Here is a 16,242-nt window from a genome sequence, read left to right as displayed (position 1 = left end):
CTTTCATCGATAGCCGCCTTCAGGCAGGAGAAACACCGATGTCCGCTCCCCATGCGCAGGTAGAACGTGCCGATTTCGACCGGTATATGGTCCCCAACTACGCCCCCGCCGCCTTCATCCCGGTGCGAGGCGAGGGATCGCGCGTCTGGGACCAGAGCGGCCGCGAACTGATCGATTTCGCCGGCGGCATCGCCGTGACCTCCCTGGGCCACGCGCATCCGGCGCTGGTCAAGGCGCTCACCGAGCAGGCCCAGCGCATCTGGCACGTTTCCAACGTCTTCACCAACGAGCCGGCCCTGCGCCTGGCGCGCAAGCTGGTGGACGCCACCTTCGCCGAGCGGGTGTTCCTCGCCAACTCCGGCGCCGAGGCCAACGAGGCGGCCTTCAAGCTGGCTCGCCGCTACGCCAACGATGTCTACGGCCCGCAGAAGTACGAGATCATCGCCGCCAGCAACAGCTTCCACGGGCGCACCCTGTTCACCGTCAACGTCGGCGGCCAGCCGAAGTATTCCGATGGCTTCGGGCCCAAGTTCGAGGGTATCACCCACGTTCCCTACAACGACCTGGAAGCGCTGACGGCGGCGATCTCCGACAAGACCTGCGCCGTGGTGCTGGAACCGATCCAGGGCGAGGGCGGCGTGCTGCCGGCGCAGCAGGCCTACCTGGAAGGGGCGCGCAAGCTGTGCGACGAGCACAACGCGCTGCTGGTCTTCGACGAGGTCCAGAGCGGCATGGGCCGGGTCGGCGAGCTGTTCGCCTACATGCACTACGGCGTGGTCCCGGACATCCTCTCCAGTGCCAAGAGCCTGGGCGGCGGCTTCCCTATCGGTGCGATGCTGACCACCGGCGAGATCGCCAAGCACCTTTCGGTCGGCACCCACGGCACCACCTACGGCGGCAACCCGCTGGCCTCGGCGGTGGCCGAGGCGGCGCTGGACGTGATCAATACCCCGGAAGTGCTGGATGGCGTGAAGGCCAAGCATGAGCGCTTCAAGTCCCGCCTGCAGAAGATCGGCCAGGAGTACGGCATCTTCGACGAGATCCGCGGCATGGGCCTGCTGATCGGCGCGGCGCTGACCGACGAGTGGAAGGGCAAGGCCAGGGATGTGCTCAACGCCGCCGAGAAAGAGGCGGTCATGGTGCTCCAGGCCAGCCCGGACGTGGTGCGCTTCGCGCCGAGCCTGGTGATCGACGACGCCGAGATCGACGAAGGCCTGGAGCGCTTCGAGCGCGCCGTGGCCAAGCTGGTCCGCGGCTGAGCGAACCCACGGGGCCCCGGCGCAGGCCGGGGCACCCGATGCGACATCCCGGAGCGGCCCGCGCCGGAGCCGGGAACCGTGCCGCCGTGCGTGGCGCGGGATCTTCCCTGCTGGACGTTCGAAACCGTGGCACAGGAAGGTGCCGCGGTCCCGCGCATGGATGCGGCAATCATCGTTGTCTGAGAAAGGAGTGACGCCATGTTGGTGATGCGCCCCGCCCAAGCGGCCGACCTGCCACAGGTGCAGCGTCTGGCGGCGGACAGCCCGGTAGGCGTCACGTCCTTGCCGGATGACGCCGAACGCCTGCGCGACAAGATCCTCGCTTCCGAGGCCTCGTTCGCCGCGGAGGTGAGCTACAACGGCGAGGAAAGCTATTTCTTCGTCCTCGAGGACAGCGCCAGCGGCGAGCTGGTCGGCTGCTCGGCGATCGTCGCCTCGGCCGGGTTCTCGGAACCGTTCTACAGCTTCCGCAATGAAACCTTCGTGCACGCCTCGCGCTCGCTGTCGATCCACAACAAGATCCATGTCCTCTCGCTGTGCCACGACCTTACCGGCAACAGCCTGCTGACCAGTTTCTACGTACAGCGCGACCTGGTGCAGAGCGTCTACGCCGAACTCAACTCGCGCGGTCGCCTGCTGTTCATGGCCAGCCATCCGGAGCGCTTCGCCGACGCGGTGGTGGTGGAGATCGTCGGCTACAGCGACGAGCAGGGCGAATCGCCGTTCTGGAACGCGGTCGGGCGCAACTTCTTCGACCTGAACTACATCGAGGCGGAAAAGCTCTCCGGGCTGAAGAGCCGCACCTTCCTCGCCGAACTGATGCCGCACTATCCGATCTATGTGCCACTGTTGCCGGATGCCGCCCAGGAGTCCATGGGCCAGGTCCACCCGCGAGCGCAGATCACCTTCGATATCCTGATGCGCGAAGGCTTCGAGACCGACAACTACATCGACATCTTCGATGGCGGCCCGACCCTGCACGCGCGTACCTCGGGGATTCGCTCGATCGCCCAGAGCCGGGTGGTTCCGGTGAAGATCGGCGAGGCGCCGAAGAGCGGGCGTCCATACCTGGTCACCAACGGCCAGTTGCAGGACTTCCGCGCGGTCGTGCTGGACCTGGACTGGGCGCCCGGCAAGCCGGTGGCCCTGAGTGTTGAAGCCGCCGAGGCCCTGGGCGTCGGCGAAGGCGCCAGCGTGCGCCTGGTCGCGGTCTGAAGGAGCCAGTCATGATCGTACGTCCTGTTACCAGCGCCGACCTGCCGGCCCTGATCGAGCTGGCGCGTAGCACCGGCACCGGCCTGACCACCCTGCCGGCCAACGAGCAGCGCCTGCAGCATCGCGTCAGCTGGGCCGAGAAGGCCTTCCGCGGCGAGGCCGAACGCGGCGACGCCGACTACCTGTTCGTCCTCGAGGACGACGCCGGCAAGGTCGTCGGCATCTCCGCCATCGCCGGAGCGGTGGGGCTTCGCGAACCCTGGTACAACTACCGGGTCGGCCTCACCGTGAGCGCCTCGCAGGAACTCAACATCCATCGCGAGATCCCCACGCTGTTCCTGGCCAACGACCTGACCGGCAATTCCGAGCTGTGCTCGCTGTTCCTCCACGCCGACCACCGCAGCGGCCTCAACGGCAAGCTGCTGTCGCGCGCGCGCTTCCTGTTCATCGCCGAATTCCGCCACCTGTTCGGCGACAAGCTGATCGCCGAGATGCGCGGCATGTCCGACGAGGAGGGGCGTTCGCCATTCTGGGAAAGCCTCGGCCGGCACTTCTTCAAGATGGAATTCTCCCAGGCCGACTACCTCACCGGGGTCGGCAACAAGGCCTTCATCGCCGAGCTGATGCCGAAGTTCCCGCTCTATACCTGCTTCCTCTCCGAGGAGGCGCGCGGGGTGATCGGCCGCGTCCATCCGAACACCGAGCCGGCGCTGGCCATGCTCAAGGCCGAGGGCTTCAGCTACCAGGGCTACGTCGACATCTTCGACGCCGGCCCGGCGATCGAGGCCGAGACCGACAAGATCCGCGCCATCGCCGAGAGCCAGAACCTGGTGCTGGCGGTGGGCACTCCCGGCGACGACGCCGAGCCCTACCTGATCCACAACCGCAAGCGCGAAGACTGTCGCATCACCGCCGCGCCGGCGCGAGCCGCCGCCGGCACCCTGGTGGTCGATCCGCTGACTGCCAAGCGCCTGCGCCTGTCGGCCGGCGCCTCGGTACGCGCGGTGCCGCTGTCGGCGCAGAAGCGCGGTTGAAAGCCTGATGGAGGCGTCCCGGCGAGGGCGCCCGAGGAGTCGATGATGAGTACCCATTACATTGCCGGCCAGTGGCTGGCGGGCCAGGGCGAGACCCTGGAGTCCCTCGACCCGGTTGGCCAGGGCGTGATCTGGTCCGGGCGCGGCGCTGACGCCACCCAGGTCGACGCTGCCGTGCGCGCCGCCCGCGAGGCCTTCCCGGCCTGGGCGCGGCGCCCGCTGGAGCAGCGCATCGAGTTGCTCGAGCGCTTCGCTGCGACCCTCAAGTCCCGCGCCGACGAGCTGGCCCGAGTGATCGGCGAGGAAACCGGCAAGCCGCTGTGGGAGTCGGCCACCGAAGTGACCAGCATGGTCAACAAGGTGGCGATCTCGGTGCAGGCGTTCCGCGAGCGCACTGGCGAGAAATCCGGTCCGCTGGCCGACGCTACCGCCGTGCTACGGCACAAGCCGCATGGCGTGGTGGCGGTATTCGGTCCCTACAATTTCCCCGGCCACCTGCCCAACGGGCATATCGTCCCGGCGCTGCTGGCCGGTAACTGCGTGGTGTTCAAGCCCAGCGAGCTGACCCCGAAGGTCGCCGAGCTGACGCTCAAGGCCTGGATCCAGGCCGGCCTGCCGGCCGGCGTGCTCAACCTGGTCCAGGGCGGTCGCGAAACCGGCGTCGCGCTGGCCGCCCACCGTGGGCTCGACGGTCTGTTCTTCACCGGGTCCAGTCGCACCGGCAATCTGCTGCACAGCCAGTTTGGCGGCCAGCCGCAGAAAATCCTGGCGCTGGAGATGGGCGGCAACAACCCGCTGGTGGTGGAGGAGGTCGCCGACCTCGACGCCGCCGTCTACACCATCATCCAGTCCGCCTTCATCTCCGCAGGCCAGCGTTGCACCTGCGCCCGCCGCCTGCTGGTGCCGCAGGGCGCCTGGGGCGACGCACTGCTGGCGCGCCTGGTGGCGGTCAGCGCTACCCTGCGGGTCGGTCGCTTCGACGAACAGCCGGCGCCGTTCATGGGCGCGGTGATTTCGCTGAGCGCCGCCGAGCACCTGCTCAAGGCCCAGGAGCATTTGATCGGCAAGGGCGCACAGCCGCTGCTGGCGATGACCCAGCCGATCGACGGCGCCGCCCTGCTGACCCCGGGCATCCTCGACGTCAGCGCGGTGGCCGAGCGACCGGACGAAGAGTTCTTCGGGCCGCTGTTGCAAGTGATCCGCTACTCCGATTTCGCTGCGGCGATCCGTGAAGCCAACGCCACCCAGTACGGCCTGGCCGCCGGGTTGCTGTCGGATTCCCGCGAGCGTTTCGAGCAGTTCCTCGTGGAAAGCCGCGCCGGCATCGTCAACTGGAACAAGCAGCTCACCGGCGCCGCCAGCAGCGCGCCGTTCGGCGGTATCGGCGCGTCCGGCAACCACCGGCCGAGCGCCTACTACGCCGCCGATTACTGCGCCTATCCGGTCGCCTCGCTGGAAAGCCCCAGCGTGTCCCTTCCTGCCACCCTGACTCCCGGGATCAGCCTATGAATGCCCATGAAGTGAATTTCGACGGCCTGGTCGGCCCGACCCACAACTACGGCGGCCTGTCCTACGGCAATGTCGCTTCGCAAAGCAACAGCCAGGCGGTGTCCAACCCGAAGGAAGCGGCGAAGCAGGGCCTGGCGAAGATGAAGGCGCTGATGGAGATGGGTTTCAAGCAGGGGGTACTCGCTCCGCAAGCCCGCCCGGATACCGCTGCGCTGCGTAGCCTGGGCTTCTCCGGCAGCGACGAGGAGGTGATCCGCCGTGCGGCGAAGGAAGCGATGCCTCTCCTCGCCGCCTGCAGCTCGGCGTCGAGCATGTGGACCGCCAATGCCGCCACGGTCAGCCCGAGTGCCGACACCGCCGACGGCCGCGTGCATTTCACCGCGGCCAACCTGAACTGCAAGTTCCACCGATCCATCGAGCATCCCACCACCAGCCGCGTGCTGGCGGCGATGTTCAACGACGAGCGGCATTTCGCCCATCACGCGGCGCTGCCGGCAGTGAGCCAGTTCGGCGACGAAGGCGCGGCCAACCACACGCGCTTCTGCAAGGACTATGGCGATGCCGGCGTGGAGTTCTTCGTCTTCGGTCGCAGCGCCTTCGACAGTCGCTTCCCGGCGCCGCAACGCTATCCGGCGCGCCAGACCCTGGAAGCCTGCCAGGCCGTCGCGCGTCTGCACGGGCTGAGCGAGGCCGGAGTGGTCTACGCTCAACAGAACCCGGCGGTGATCGACCAGGGCGTGTTCCACAACGATGTGATCTCGGTGGGCAATGGCGAGGTGCTGTTCCATCACGAGGACGCCTTCCTCGATACCGAGAAGGTCCTTGCCGAACTGCACGACAAGCTGGGCCGCCGCGGCGGCCGCTTCCGCGCCATCTGCGTGCCGCGCGACCAGGTCGCGGTGGAGGACGCGGTGAAGTCCTACCTGTTCAACAGCCAACTGCTGTCGAAGGCCGACGGTTCGATGCTGCTGGTGGTACCGGAGGAGTGTCGGAACAACCCGCGGGTCTGGAACTACCTGGACCAGCTCACCGGCGACGACGGTCCGATCCGCGAAGTGAAGGTCTTCGACCTCAAGCAGAGCATGCAGAACGGCGGCGGTCCGGCTTGCCTGCGCTTGCGCGTGGCGCTGCAGGAACGGGAGCTGGCGGCGGTGAATCCGGGGGTGATCATGAGCGCCGGCCTGTACGACACGCTGGTAGCCTGGGTCGACCGGCACTACCGCGACCGCCTGAGCGAGACCGACCTGGCCGACCCGCAACTGCTGCTGGAGTGCCGGACGGCATTGGATGAACTGACGCAGATCCTTAAACTGGGCTCGGTTTATTCCTTCCAACTCGATTGAGAGCCTCGCCACCATGTCCGATAGCCTGCAACTGATCCTCGAAGATACCGACGGCACCCAGCTGGAAACTTCCTGCACCCGTTTCGCCGTGGTCTGGCAGGGCAAGGAAGTGTGGGTCCAGCAAGCCGGCAACGGCCAGTTGCTGATCGGCGTCGACGTCGAAGACGGCGATACCGAATACACCAACCTGTTGCTGCGGCCGATGGCGACCAACCTGGTCAGCCTGCAACTGGAGATGGAGCCGATCGAAGAGGGCGACGACCACGAGCACGGCCCCGACTGCGGCTGCGACCACACCCACTGACTGAGGACATCCCATGCTCGCCCTCGGCAAACTGCTCGACTTGACCCTGGCCGGCCGCGAGCCGACCGAGAAGATCCAGCTCACCGCCGACGGCACCCGCCTGCACTGGCTGGCCGAGGGCGCGCTGGAAGTCACGCCGATCGGCGCCCGCGATAACGGCGTCGACCTGTTGCTCTCGGCCGGTATCCACGGCAACGAGACCGCGCCCATCGAACTGCTCGAACGGCTGATCCGCAAGGTCGCCGCTGGCACCCTCAAGCCTGCCGCCAGGGTCCTCTTCCTGTTCGGCAACCCCGAAGCCATCCGCCGCGGCGAGCGCTACGTCGAACAGGACATGAACCGCCTGTTCAACGGTCGCCACGAGGAGGGCAGTGGCAACGAGGCCTTCCGTGCCGCCGAGCTGGAGCGCCTGGCCCAGGTGTTCTTCAGCAAGACCGAGCGAGTCCACCTGCACTACGACCTGCATACCGCGATCCGCGGCTCGAAGATCGAGCAGTTCGCCCTCTACCCCTGGGCCGAGGGCCGCCAGCATTCCCGCAGCGAACTGGCCCGCCTGCGCGACGCCGGCATCGAGGCGGTGCTGTTGCAGAACAAGCCGGGCATCACCTTCAGCGCCTACACCTACGGCCAGCTCGGCGCCGAGGCCTTTACCCTGGAACTGGGCAAGGCACGTCCGTTCGGAGAGAACCAGGAGGTCAACCTGGAGCGCCTGGAGCGGAGCCTGGAGCTGCTGATCGACGGCAGCGAGGAACAGCCGGACGGCTCCCGGCTCGACGGCCTCAAGCTGTTCAGCGTGTCGCGCGAGGTGATCAAGCACAGCGACCACTTCCGCCTGCACCTCGACGACGACGTGGCCAACTTCACCGAACTCTCGCCGGGCTACCTGTTGGCCGAGGATATCGGCGGCACGCGCTGGGTGGTGGACGAGGTCGGCGCGCGCATCATCTTCCCCAATCCACGGGTGAAGAACGGCCTGCGTGCCGGAATCCTGGTGGTGCCGGCCAAGCTCTGAGGCGTATCGGCCTTCCCTCTCGATCATGACGGAGCGCTTCGGCGCTCCGTTTCCGTTGCGGCCGGGAAGATTTCCCGACTTCCCTTGTGGCTGTCGGTAGAGCGCCGTAGGATCGGGCTTTTCCGCCGAACCGAGGAGCCCTCCGTGCCTGTCATCGACCTGCGCAGCGACACCGTCACCCAGCCCACCGCCGGCATGCGCGAAGCCATGGCCGCGGCCGAACTGGGCGACGACGTCTATGGCGAGGACCCCACGGTCAACCGCCTGGAGGCCGAACTGGCGGCGCGCCTGGGCTTCGCCGCGGCGCTCTTCGTACCGACCGGGACCATGAGCAACCTGCTCGGATTGATGGCCCACTGCGAGCGCGGCGACGAATACATCGTCGGCCAGCAGGCGCATACCTACAAATACGAGGGCGGCGGTGCCGCGGTGCTGGGCTCGATCCAGCCGCAGCCGATCGACGGCGAGGCCGACGGATCGCTCCACCTGGACAAGGTCGCGGCGGCGATCAAGGCCGACGATTTCCACTTCGCCAGGACCCGCCTGCTGGCCCTGGAAAACACCATGCAGGGCAAGGTGCTGCCGCTCGACTACCTGGCCGCGGCGCGCGCCTTCACTCGCGCGCGTGGCCTGGCCCTGCACCTGGATGGCGCGCGCCTGTACAACGCGGCGGTGAAGCTGGGCGTAGACGCCAGCGAGATCACCCGACACTTCGACTCGGTGTCGGTGTGCCTGTCCAAGGGCCTCGGTGCGCCGGTGGGCTCGGTGCTTTGCGGCAGCGTCGAACTGATCGGCAAGGCCCGCCGCTGGCGCAAGATGGTCGGCGGCGGGATGCGCCAGGCCGGCCTGTTGGCGGCTGCCGGACTGTACGCCCTCGACCACCAGGTGGCACGCCTGGCCGACGACCACGCCAACGCCGCGCGCCTGGGCGACGGGCTGCGCGAACTGGGCTATGCGGTGGAGCCGGTGCAGACCAACATGGTCTACGTCGATGTCGGCGAGCGGGCGGTCGCGCTGCGCGACTTCCTCGCCGAGCGCGGGGTGCGGATCAGCGCGGCGGCGCGTTTGCGCCTGGTCACCCACCTGGACGTTTCCGCCGAGTCCATAGGACAAGTACTGGATGCCTTCGCGGCCTTTCGTCGCTCATAAGCGAAAAGGTCGGCAATAGGCAATAACTATCGCGCAAATACACTACAACCTTGCCCAAGGGCCGATATAATGCGGCCCTTTGCCGGCGATTCGTGGCCGCCAATTTTCCGTGGAAGAACCTATGAAAAGCGCTGAAATCCGTGAAGCCTTCCTCCGCTTCTTCGAAGAGAAGGGACACACCCGTGTCGCTTCCAGTTCGCTGATCCCGGCGAACGATCCGACCCTGCTGTTCACCAACGCGGGCATGAACCAGTTCAAGGACTGCTTCCTCGGCCTGGAAAAGCGCGCCTACACCCGTGCGACCACCAGCCAGAAATGCGTGCGCGCCGGCGGCAAGCACAACGACCTGGAAAACGTCGGCTACACCGCGCGGCACCACACCTTCTTCGAAATGCTGGGTAACTTCAGCTTCGGCGACTATTTCAAGCGCGACGCCATCCATTACGCCTGGGAGTTCCTCACCGGCGAGAAATGGCTGAACCTGCCCAAGGAAAAGCTCTGGGTCACCGTCTACGCCACCGACGACGAGGCCTACGACATCTGGACCAAGGAAGTCGGCGTGCCCGCCGAGCGTATGGTGCGGATCGGCGACAACAAGGGCGCGCCCTATGCGTCCGACAACTTCTGGGCGATGGGCGATACCGGACCCTGCGGTCCCTGCACCGAGATCTTCTTCGACCATGGGCCGGAGATCTGGGGCGGCCCGCCCGGTTCGCCGGAAGAGGACGGCGACCGCTACATCGAGATCTGGAACAACGTGTTCATGCAGTTCAACCGCACCGCGGACGGCGTCATGCACCCGCTGCCGGCGCCGAGCGTGGACACCGGCATGGGCCTGGAGCGCGTCAGCGCGGTACTCCAGCACGTGCACTCGAACTATGAGATCGACCTGTTCCAGAACCTGCTGAAAGCCTCCGCCGAGGCCATCGGCTGCGCCAACGACGACGCGCCGTCGCTGAAGGTGGTAGCCGACCACATCCGTTCCTGCAGCTTCCTGATCGCCGACGGCGTACTGCCGTCCAACGAGGGTCGCGGCTACGTCTTGCGGCGGATCATCCGCCGCGCCTGCCGCCACGGCAACAAGCTGGGCGCCAGGGGCACCTTCTTCCACAAGATCGTCGCAGCGCTGGTCGCCGAGATGGGCGATGCCTTCCCCGAGCTGAAGCAACAGCAGGCACACATCGAGCGCGTGCTGAAGACCGAGGAAGAACAGTTCGCCAAGACCCTGGAGCAAGGCCTGAAGATCCTCGAACAGGACCTCGCCGAACTGCAGGGCAGCGTGATTCCCGGCAACGTGGTGTTCAAGCTGTACGACACCTATGGCTTCCCGGTCGACCTGACCAATGACATCGCCCGCGAGCGCGAGCTGACCATCGACGAGGACGGCTTCGAGCGCGAGATGGAGGCCCAGCGCGAGCGCGCCCGCGCTTCCAGCGCCTTCGGCATGGACTACAACAGCCTGGTCAAGGTCGACGGCGAGACCCGCTTCCTCGGCTATCAGGGCGTCTCCGGCGCCGGGCAGATCGTCGCGCTGTTCAGGGACGGCCAGGCCGTCGAGCGCCTGGAGGAGGGCGAGGAGGGCGTCGTGGTCCTCGACCAGACGCCGTTCTACGCCGAGTCCGGCGGCCAGGTCGGCGACAGTGGCTACCTCGAGGCGGCTGGCGTGCGCTTCGACGTGCGCGATACCACCAAGGCTGGCGGCGCGCACCTGCACCATGGCGTGGTCGCCCGGGGTAACCTGAGCGTCGGCGGCGCGGTCAAGGCCGAGGTCGACGCTTCGGTACGCCAGGCCACCGCGCTCAACCACTCCGCGACCCACCTGCTGCATGCCGCGCTGCGCCAGGTACTGGGCGACCACGTACAACAGAAGGGCTCGCTGGTGGACAGCCAGCGCCTGCGTTTCGACTTTAGCCACTTCGAGGCGATCAAGGCGGAACAACTGAAGGCCCTGGAGGATATCGTCAACGCCGAAATCCGTCGCAACACCGAGGTCGAGACCGAGGAAACCGATATCGACACCGCCAAGGCCAAGGGCGCCATGGCGCTGTTCGGCGAGAAGTACGGCGACCAGGTGCGCGTACTGAGCATGGGCGGCGATTTCTCCGTCGAGCTGTGCGGTGGCACCCACGTATCCCGCACCGGCGACATCGGCCTGTTCAAGATCACCAGCGAGGGTGGCGTGGCTGCCGGCGTACGCCGTATCGAGGCGGTCACCGGCGCGGCGGCGCTGGCCTACCTGAACGGTGCCGAGGAGCAGCTCAAGGAAGCCGCCAGCCTGGTCAAGGGCAGCCGCGACAACCTGCTGGACAAGCTCGGCGCCCTGCTGGAGCGCAACCGCTCGTTGGAGAAGGAGCTGGAACAGCTCAAGGCCAAGGCTGCCAGCGCGGCCGGCGACGACCTTTCGGCGGCGGCGGTGGAAATCAAGGGCGCGAAGGTACTCGCCGCGCGCCTCGATGGTCTGGACGGCAAGGCGCTGTTGGCGCTGGTCGACCAGTTGAAGAACAAGCTCGGCCGCGCAGTGATCCTGCTCGGCGGCGAGCTGGACGGGAAGGTCGTACTGGTCGCAGGCGTGACCCAGGACCTGACCGGCCAACTGAAGGCCGGCGAGCTTATGAAGCAAGCCGCGGCGGCAGTTGGTGGCAAAGGTGGCGGACGCCCGGATATGGCCCAGGGCGGCGGCACCGATGCAGCGAAATTGGACGAGGCCCTGGCCCTGGCCCAGCGCTTCGTCGAGCAAGGGCTCTGATGCCATGCCGGCCCCGCGCCAGAGCGATGCGGGGCCGGGCGGCCAGCGCCCCTTGATGCCCGGCCGGCGGTGCGCCCCGCCAGTCCGGGTAGCGAAAGAATGTGGCAGGTTCAAAAGGGCGCCCTTCACGGAATCAGGCGGTTTGAAATGGCTTTGATCGTACAGAAGTTTGGAGGGACCTCCGTCGGCACCGTCGAGCGTATCGAGCAGGTGGCCGAGAAGGTGAAGAAATTCCGCGAAGCGGGCGATGACGTCGTCGTGGTGGTATCCGCCATGAGCGGCGAGACCAACCGTCTGATCGGCCTGGCCAACCAGATCATGGAGCAGCCGGTTCCGCGCGAACTGGACGTCATGGTCTCGACCGGAGAGCAGGTGACCATCGCCCTGCTCAGCATGGCCCTGATCAAGCGCGGCGTGCCGGCGGTCTCCTATACCGGCAACCAGGTGCGTATCCTCACCGACAGCGCGCACACCAAGGCGCGCATCCTGCACATCGACGACACCCACATCCGCGCCGACCTCAAGGCCGGCAGGGTAGTGGTGGTCGCCGGTTTCCAGGGCGTCGACGGCAACGGCAACATCACCACGCTGGGCCGCGGCGGTTCCGATACCACCGGGGTGGCCCTGGCGGCGGCGTTGAAGGCCGACGAATGCCAGATCTACACCGACGTCGACGGCGTCTACACCACCGATCCGCGCGTAGTGCCGCAGGCCCGTCGGCTGGACAAGATCACCTTCGAGGAAATGCTGGAAATGGCCAGCCTCGGTTCCAAGGTGCTGCAGATCCGGGCGGTCGAGTTCGCCGGCAAGTACAACGTTCCGCTGCGCGTGCTGCACAGCTTCCAGGAGGGTCCGGGCACCCTCATTACTATCGATGATGAAGAGGAATCCATGGAACAGCCGATCATCTCCGGCATCGCCTTCAACCGCGACGAAGCCAAGCTGACCATCCGTGGCGTACCCGATACCCCCGGCGTGGCCTTCAAGATCCTCGGGCCGATCAGTGCCGCCAATGTGGAAGTCGACATGATCGTGCAGAACGTGGCGCACGATAACACCACCGACTTCACCTTCACGGTGCATCGCAACGATTACCTGAACGCCCTGGAAATCCTCAAGCAGACCGCCGCCAACATCGGCGCGCGCGAAGCCATCGGCGACACCAACATCGCCAAGGTTTCCATCGTCGGCGTCGGCATGCGTTCGCACGCCGGCGTGGCCAGCCGCATGTTCGAAGCGCTGGCCAAGGAAAGCATCAACATCCAGATGATCTCCACCTCGGAAATCAAGGTTTCCGTGGTGATCGAAGAGAAGTACCTGGAACTGGCGGTACGTGCTCTGCACACGGCGTTCGAGCTCGACGCGCCGGCGCGACAGGGTGAGTGACGCTGACAGGCGAAAGGCGCGGCAACCCCGCGCCTTTTGTCGTTTTTGACCGTTTGGCAGGAACTTTCATTCCGGCGGGACTGGTCAATACTGGGTGAAGGATCGCGCTCTTGATTTCTGCGGATCCGCCGCCATTTCTTTTTTGCAGACTGTTGTCCTGAAATATTCGCGTGAGGAGAAAGGAATGCTGATTCTGACTCGTCGGGTCGGAGAGACCCTGATGGTAGGTGACGACGTCACCGTGACGGTACTGGGTGTCAAAGGGAACCAGGTGCGCATCGGCGTCAACGCGCCGAAGGAAGTCGCCGTACACCGGGAGGAAATTTACCAGCGCATCCAGAAAGAGAAAGATCAAGAGCCAAACCATTAATTTTTATCTAATTTTCCCTTTGCAAACGGGGTAAAGATGGGTATCATGCGCCCCGTGTTGCGGAGAGGTGGCCGAGTGGCCGAAGGCGCTCCCCTGCTAAGGGAGTACACCTCAAAAGGGTGTCGGGGGTTCGAATCCCCCCCTCTCCGCCATTCAAGTGTTAGAGGTTGATTCAGGCGGCGAAAGCCATCTTGGTAACTAAGTTACTGATTTGATTGAAAAAATCGCTTGACGGATAAAATCCACAATCTATAATGCGTCCCCACGACGCACTCATAGCTCAGCTGGATAGAGTACTCGGCTACGAACCGAGCGGTCGGAGGTTCGAATCCTCCTGAGTGCGCCATATTTCGAAGGGTTCCTCTCGTCAGGGGCTCGGCGAGCGAAGGATCGACAGTTGCGGTCTTTCACGGTAAAACAAGCGTTACCGGCAGGTGGCCGGAAAAAGCACCGACACGCACTCATAGCTCAGCTGGATAGAGTACTCGGCTACGAACCGAGCGGTCGGAGGTTCGAATCCTCCTGAGTGCGCCATACCGAAAGGGCCTGCAGCAATGCAGGCCCTTTTTCTTTGCCCGGGATTTTTCTTCCGCCGGAACGCGGCCCCGTCGTCAGGCGGGGCGGGAAGGGGTCAGACCAGCACCGAGTACCAGAACACCCGGCCGATCACGTTGATGTGCTCGGCGGCTTCCTGGGGCTCGTAGCGCTCGTCCGGATGCTCGTCACTGTTGAAGCTGCGAATGCGCAGGCCGCCGCCCGGAAGGCGGTAGAGCAGTTTAACGCGCAGTTGGCCGTCGTGGTCGAAGGCGTACATGTCGCCGTCCTTGATCGTCCGCGCGCTAGTGTCCACGCCTACCGTGCTGCCGTCCGGCAGCACCGGCTCCATGCTGTTGCCGCTGACCGTGACGCAGGCGGCACTGGCCGGATCGATGTTCTTCTTGCGCAGGGTGTACTTGCCGAAGCGCAGCTTGCGCCCGCCGGTCTGCAGGATCACCGTGCTGCCCTTGCCGCCGGACAGCTCGATCTCCTTGTAGAAGGGCAGTTCGATCTCGTCGGCATCCAGGGGCGTTTCGTCGTCCCATGACTCTACTGCGCCAAGCCAACTGGCATTGGGTCCTGCATTCGCCTGGCCGCGCTCGGCGAGCATCTCGCCACGACCTTCCGCCAGCCACAGGGGGTTGACGCCGCAGGCGCCGGCGATCTGCGCGACGAAGCTGGTGGCGCGGGACTTGCCGCGCTCCAGATCGGAAATGGAGGTCTGGGTCATGCCTACCGCCTGGGCAAGCTGGACCTGGCTGAGATGGGCGTGCTTGCGCGCCGCCTTGATGCGATCTTTGAGTTCCATAGGTGGAAAGACTAAGGGTGTGCCTGTGGCATTGCAAGCGTCCGTATATGGGTATTACCATAATTTCAGCGCTTTCCTACTCGCGTCGGGTAGGACGGCGGCCCAACACAGCCACTGCGGGTGGCTAATGCGAGCGGCCAGCCAGGTGGGCCGGCCAAGGAGGGAATACCATGTTTCAAAGTACCGAGCAGGCGCTGGCCGTGGCCTACTGGATGTTCGAGCACCAGCCGGGACCGAAGTCGTCGACGGCGATGGTGATCGATGGCCTGCGCGAGCGCTTCGATCGCAGCTTCATCGAACACCTGCCCAGCGGTTTGAGTCCGCACGAATGGCAGGCCCAGGCGGTGATGACCGTGCGTTTCGCCCAGCGCCAGCTGGCTGCGCACCCACTGGAGCTGGCGGTGGTGCGGGCCGAGTTCGCCCGCGGGCGGGATTTCGTCCTTGGCCTGGCGGCTTTGCGCGACTGGCTGAAGCCCGGGGCCGACCTGATCGAGCAGCGGGCAACCCTGGCCTTGCTGATGCGCATGTTCCGTCGTCCGCCGTCGAGCATCCGCGAGATCGAGCGACTCAGCGGGCTGTCGAAGAGCACCCTGCATCGCTGGGACAAGGAATGGCGCGAGCGGGTCGTCGCTTTGCTGCGCCAGGCCTTGCAGCGGCTGGAGGAGCCGATGGCGGAGGTGGGGATCGTGGGCGAGCGCTAAAAAAATTTCTGTATGAAAACGGGTTTTCCCATATTGACGCTATGGGACGATAAAGGTATAAATTCTCCACGATTGAAATTCCTCTGGCCGAAGCCCGCCGATGCGGGCTTCGGCCGTTCCGGGCCCGCCTTTTCGGCGGGCCTTTGCATTTCCGGGAGTCATCCATGTCCGAGCCAAGCTCTGCGGCCTCCGCCGCCAGCGCAATGGCTGGCGTCGGCCTGGCCATGTACCTGCCGGGTATCGATGGCAACGCCTTGCTGGGAGGCTTCGGCGGCGCCATCTTCTTTGTCGTGTTCGCCCGTGACTACAACGCCCTGACCCGCCTCGGCTACCTGCTGGTGTCCTGGGTCGGCGGCTATTACGCCGGAATCGAGGCGCTCGGCCGCGGGTTGACCCAGACCAGCGGCATGGCCGCCTTCGTCGCCGCGACCCTCTGCGTGACCGGCGGCATCGGCATGCTCGAGTGGATGCGTGGCGGCGAACTGCCCAGCTGGATGCGCGGGCTGTTGCGCCGCCGGGGAGGCAAGTCCGATGGTTGATCCGCTGTCCACCCTGACCGTGCTGGTCTGCTCGGCGATCTGCATGCGCCTGATCACCTATCGCCGCGCCGGCGCGCGTTTCCGCCCCGGCGTTTCCCTGTGCGCCTACCTGCTGGCGTTGTGCACCGGCTGCCAGGCGCTGGGAATAGTGGCCGGGTTGTATCGTGCCGAGCACCTCTCGCCGTGGATGCTCGGGGTACTGCTGGTGCTGCTGGTCCTGCTGTTGCAGGCGCGCGGCAACCTGGCGCGGGTCCTGCGCCTGCATTGAACGAACGTACTTCGCTCCGGCCTGGCCGGCGGTTGTATCCGCCGCGTCGGTGCCTGTCCGTC

General features: G+C 65.7%; 15 protein-coding genes and 3 tRNA genes. 17 read left to right on the top strand and 1 reads right to left on the bottom strand.

The features are described 5' to 3' along the window. The first annotated feature begins 38 nt into the window (after positions 1–38). The 14 genes from aruC to LE197_RS18205 all read left to right on the top strand — a co-directional run bounded on the left by aruC (position 39) and on the right by LE197_RS18205 (position 13,861). On the top strand, positions 39–1,259 hold the full coding sequence (gene aruC, locus LE197_RS18270; RefSeq protein WP_004348304.1) for a bifunctional succinylornithine transaminase/acetylornithine aminotransferase: 1,221 nt from the start codon (positions 39–41) through the stop codon (positions 1,257–1,259). A 198-nt stretch (positions 1,260–1,457) separates the two neighbouring features. Next, the gene (aruF, locus tag LE197_RS18265; RefSeq protein WP_003085950.1) at positions 1,458–2,474 is read left to right on the top strand and encodes an arginine/ornithine succinyltransferase subunit alpha; all 1,017 of its coding nucleotides are present in this window, start codon (positions 1,458–1,460) and stop codon (positions 2,472–2,474) included. 11 nt (positions 2,475–2,485) lie between these two features. Further along, complete coding sequence (gene astA / locus LE197_RS18260) at positions 2,486–3,508, top strand: arginine N-succinyltransferase (RefSeq protein ID WP_003112607.1); 1,023 nt, start codon at positions 2,486–2,488, stop codon at positions 3,506–3,508. A gap of 42 nt (positions 3,509–3,550) precedes the next feature. Continuing rightward, positions 3,551–5,017 (top strand): succinylglutamate-semialdehyde dehydrogenase, encoded by a 1,467-nt coding sequence (gene astD, locus LE197_RS18255; protein ID WP_014603204.1) that lies wholly within the window; start codon positions 3,551–3,553, stop codon positions 5,015–5,017. Beyond that, complete coding sequence (gene astB / locus LE197_RS18250; protein WP_003085956.1) at positions 5,014–6,360, top strand: N-succinylarginine dihydrolase; 1,347 nt, start codon at positions 5,014–5,016, stop codon at positions 6,358–6,360. The genes astD and astB overlap by 4 nt, the downstream gene beginning before the upstream one ends. A gap of 13 nt (positions 6,361–6,373) precedes the next feature. Then, on the top strand, positions 6,374–6,664 hold the full coding sequence (locus LE197_RS18245) for a hypothetical protein (RefSeq protein ID WP_003085959.1): 291 nt from the start codon (positions 6,374–6,376) through the stop codon (positions 6,662–6,664). A gap of 13 nt (positions 6,665–6,677) precedes the next feature. Further along, positions 6,678–7,676 carry a succinylglutamate desuccinylase gene (gene astE, locus LE197_RS18240; RefSeq protein WP_003112605.1) on the top strand — a complete coding sequence of 333 codons (999 nt, stop codon included), beginning with the start codon at positions 6,678–6,680 and terminating at the stop codon, positions 7,674–7,676. A gap of 144 nt (positions 7,677–7,820) precedes the next feature. Continuing rightward, positions 7,821–8,825, top strand: a complete 1,005-nt coding sequence (gene ltaE, locus LE197_RS18235; RefSeq protein ID WP_003112603.1) for a low-specificity L-threonine aldolase — start codon at positions 7,821–7,823, stop codon at positions 8,823–8,825. A 121-nt stretch (positions 8,826–8,946) separates the two neighbouring features. Then, positions 8,947–11,571, top strand: a complete 2,625-nt coding sequence (gene alaS, locus LE197_RS18230) for an alanine--tRNA ligase (RefSeq protein WP_003112602.1) — start codon at positions 8,947–8,949, stop codon at positions 11,569–11,571. Positions 11,572–11,718: 147 nt separating this feature from the next. Beyond that, positions 11,719–12,957: an aspartate kinase gene (locus LE197_RS18225; protein ID WP_003085971.1), complete on the top strand. Its 1,239-nt coding sequence runs from the start codon at positions 11,719–11,721 to the stop codon at positions 12,955–12,957. Between the two features lie 184 nt (positions 12,958–13,141). Next, positions 13,142–13,327, top strand: a complete 186-nt coding sequence (csrA, locus tag LE197_RS18220) for a carbon storage regulator CsrA (protein ID WP_003085981.1) — start codon at positions 13,142–13,144, stop codon at positions 13,325–13,327. A 61-nt stretch (positions 13,328–13,388) separates the two neighbouring features. Next, positions 13,389–13,479 (top strand) — tRNA-Ser (locus tag LE197_RS18215). A 117-nt stretch (positions 13,480–13,596) separates the two neighbouring features. Further along, positions 13,597–13,673 (top strand) — tRNA-Arg (locus LE197_RS18210). 111 nt (positions 13,674–13,784) lie between these two features. Continuing rightward, positions 13,785–13,861, top strand: a tRNA-Arg gene (locus LE197_RS18205). Between the two features lie 97 nt (positions 13,862–13,958). Here LE197_RS18205 and alpR read toward each other — a convergent pair. Beyond that, complete coding sequence (alpR, locus tag LE197_RS18200; RefSeq protein WP_003085982.1) at positions 13,959–14,672, bottom strand: transcriptional regulator AlpR; 714 nt, start codon at positions 14,670–14,672, stop codon at positions 13,959–13,961. A gap of 170 nt (positions 14,673–14,842) precedes the next feature. Between alpR and LE197_RS18195 the strand changes: the two genes are divergently transcribed. The 3 genes from LE197_RS18195 (at position 14,843) to LE197_RS18185 (ending at position 16,180) form a co-directional block, all read left to right on the top strand. Next, complete coding sequence (locus LE197_RS18195; RefSeq protein WP_003159664.1) at positions 14,843–15,373, top strand: hypothetical protein; 531 nt, start codon at positions 14,843–14,845, stop codon at positions 15,371–15,373. A gap of 164 nt (positions 15,374–15,537) precedes the next feature. After that, entirely contained in the window at positions 15,538–15,912 is a 375-nt protein-coding gene (locus tag LE197_RS18190; protein ID WP_003104765.1) for a phage holin family protein, read from the top strand. Continuing rightward, the gene (locus tag LE197_RS18185; protein ID WP_003085989.1) at positions 15,905–16,180 is read left to right on the top strand and encodes a phage holin family protein; all 276 of its coding nucleotides are present in this window, start codon (positions 15,905–15,907) and stop codon (positions 16,178–16,180) included. Before LE197_RS18190 ends, LE197_RS18185 begins: the two co-directional genes overlap by 8 nt. Positions 16,181–16,242: the final 62 nt, after the last annotated feature.

This window comes from Pseudomonas sp. PS1(2021) (assembly GCF_020405165.1).
Lineage (GTDB): Bacteria > Pseudomonadota > Gammaproteobacteria > Pseudomonadales > Pseudomonadaceae > Pseudomonas > Pseudomonas aeruginosa.
This window is presented reverse-complemented; position numbering and strand designations above follow the sequence as displayed.

What these genes read in the sequence shown, in the direction of transcription:
- aruC (WP_004348304.1), top strand. Translation starts at nt 39, where the DNA reads ATGTCCGCTCCCCATGCGCAGGTAGAACGTGCCGATTTCGACCGGTAT.
- aruF (WP_003085950.1), top strand. Translation starts at nt 1,458, where the DNA reads ATGTTGGTGATGCGCCCCGCCCAAGCGGCCGACCTGCCACAGGTGCAG.
- astA (WP_003112607.1), top strand. Translation starts at nt 2,486, where the DNA reads ATGATCGTACGTCCTGTTACCAGCGCCGACCTGCCGGCCCTGATCGAG.
- astD (WP_014603204.1), top strand. Translation starts at nt 3,551, where the DNA reads ATGATGAGTACCCATTACATTGCCGGCCAGTGGCTGGCGGGCCAGGGC.
- astB (WP_003085956.1), top strand. Translation starts at nt 5,014, where the DNA reads ATGAATGCCCATGAAGTGAATTTCGACGGCCTGGTCGGCCCGACCCAC.
- LE197_RS18245 (WP_003085959.1), top strand. Translation starts at nt 6,374, where the DNA reads ATGTCCGATAGCCTGCAACTGATCCTCGAAGATACCGACGGCACCCAG.
- astE (WP_003112605.1), top strand. Translation starts at nt 6,678, where the DNA reads ATGCTCGCCCTCGGCAAACTGCTCGACTTGACCCTGGCCGGCCGCGAG.
- alaS (WP_003112602.1), top strand. Translation starts at nt 8,947, where the DNA reads ATGAAAAGCGCTGAAATCCGTGAAGCCTTCCTCCGCTTCTTCGAAGAG.
- LE197_RS18225 (WP_003085971.1), top strand. Translation starts at nt 11,719, where the DNA reads ATGGCTTTGATCGTACAGAAGTTTGGAGGGACCTCCGTCGGCACCGTC.
- csrA (WP_003085981.1), top strand. Translation starts at nt 13,142, where the DNA reads ATGCTGATTCTGACTCGTCGGGTCGGAGAGACCCTGATGGTAGGTGAC.
- alpR (WP_003085982.1), bottom strand. Translation starts at nt 14,672, where the DNA reads ATGGAACTCAAAGATCGCATCAAGGCGGCGCGCAAGCACGCCCATCTC.
- LE197_RS18195 (WP_003159664.1), top strand. Translation starts at nt 14,843, where the DNA reads ATGTTTCAAAGTACCGAGCAGGCGCTGGCCGTGGCCTACTGGATGTTC.
- LE197_RS18190 (WP_003104765.1), top strand. Translation starts at nt 15,538, where the DNA reads ATGTCCGAGCCAAGCTCTGCGGCCTCCGCCGCCAGCGCAATGGCTGGC.
- LE197_RS18185 (WP_003085989.1), top strand. Translation starts at nt 15,905, where the DNA reads ATGGTTGATCCGCTGTCCACCCTGACCGTGCTGGTCTGCTCGGCGATC.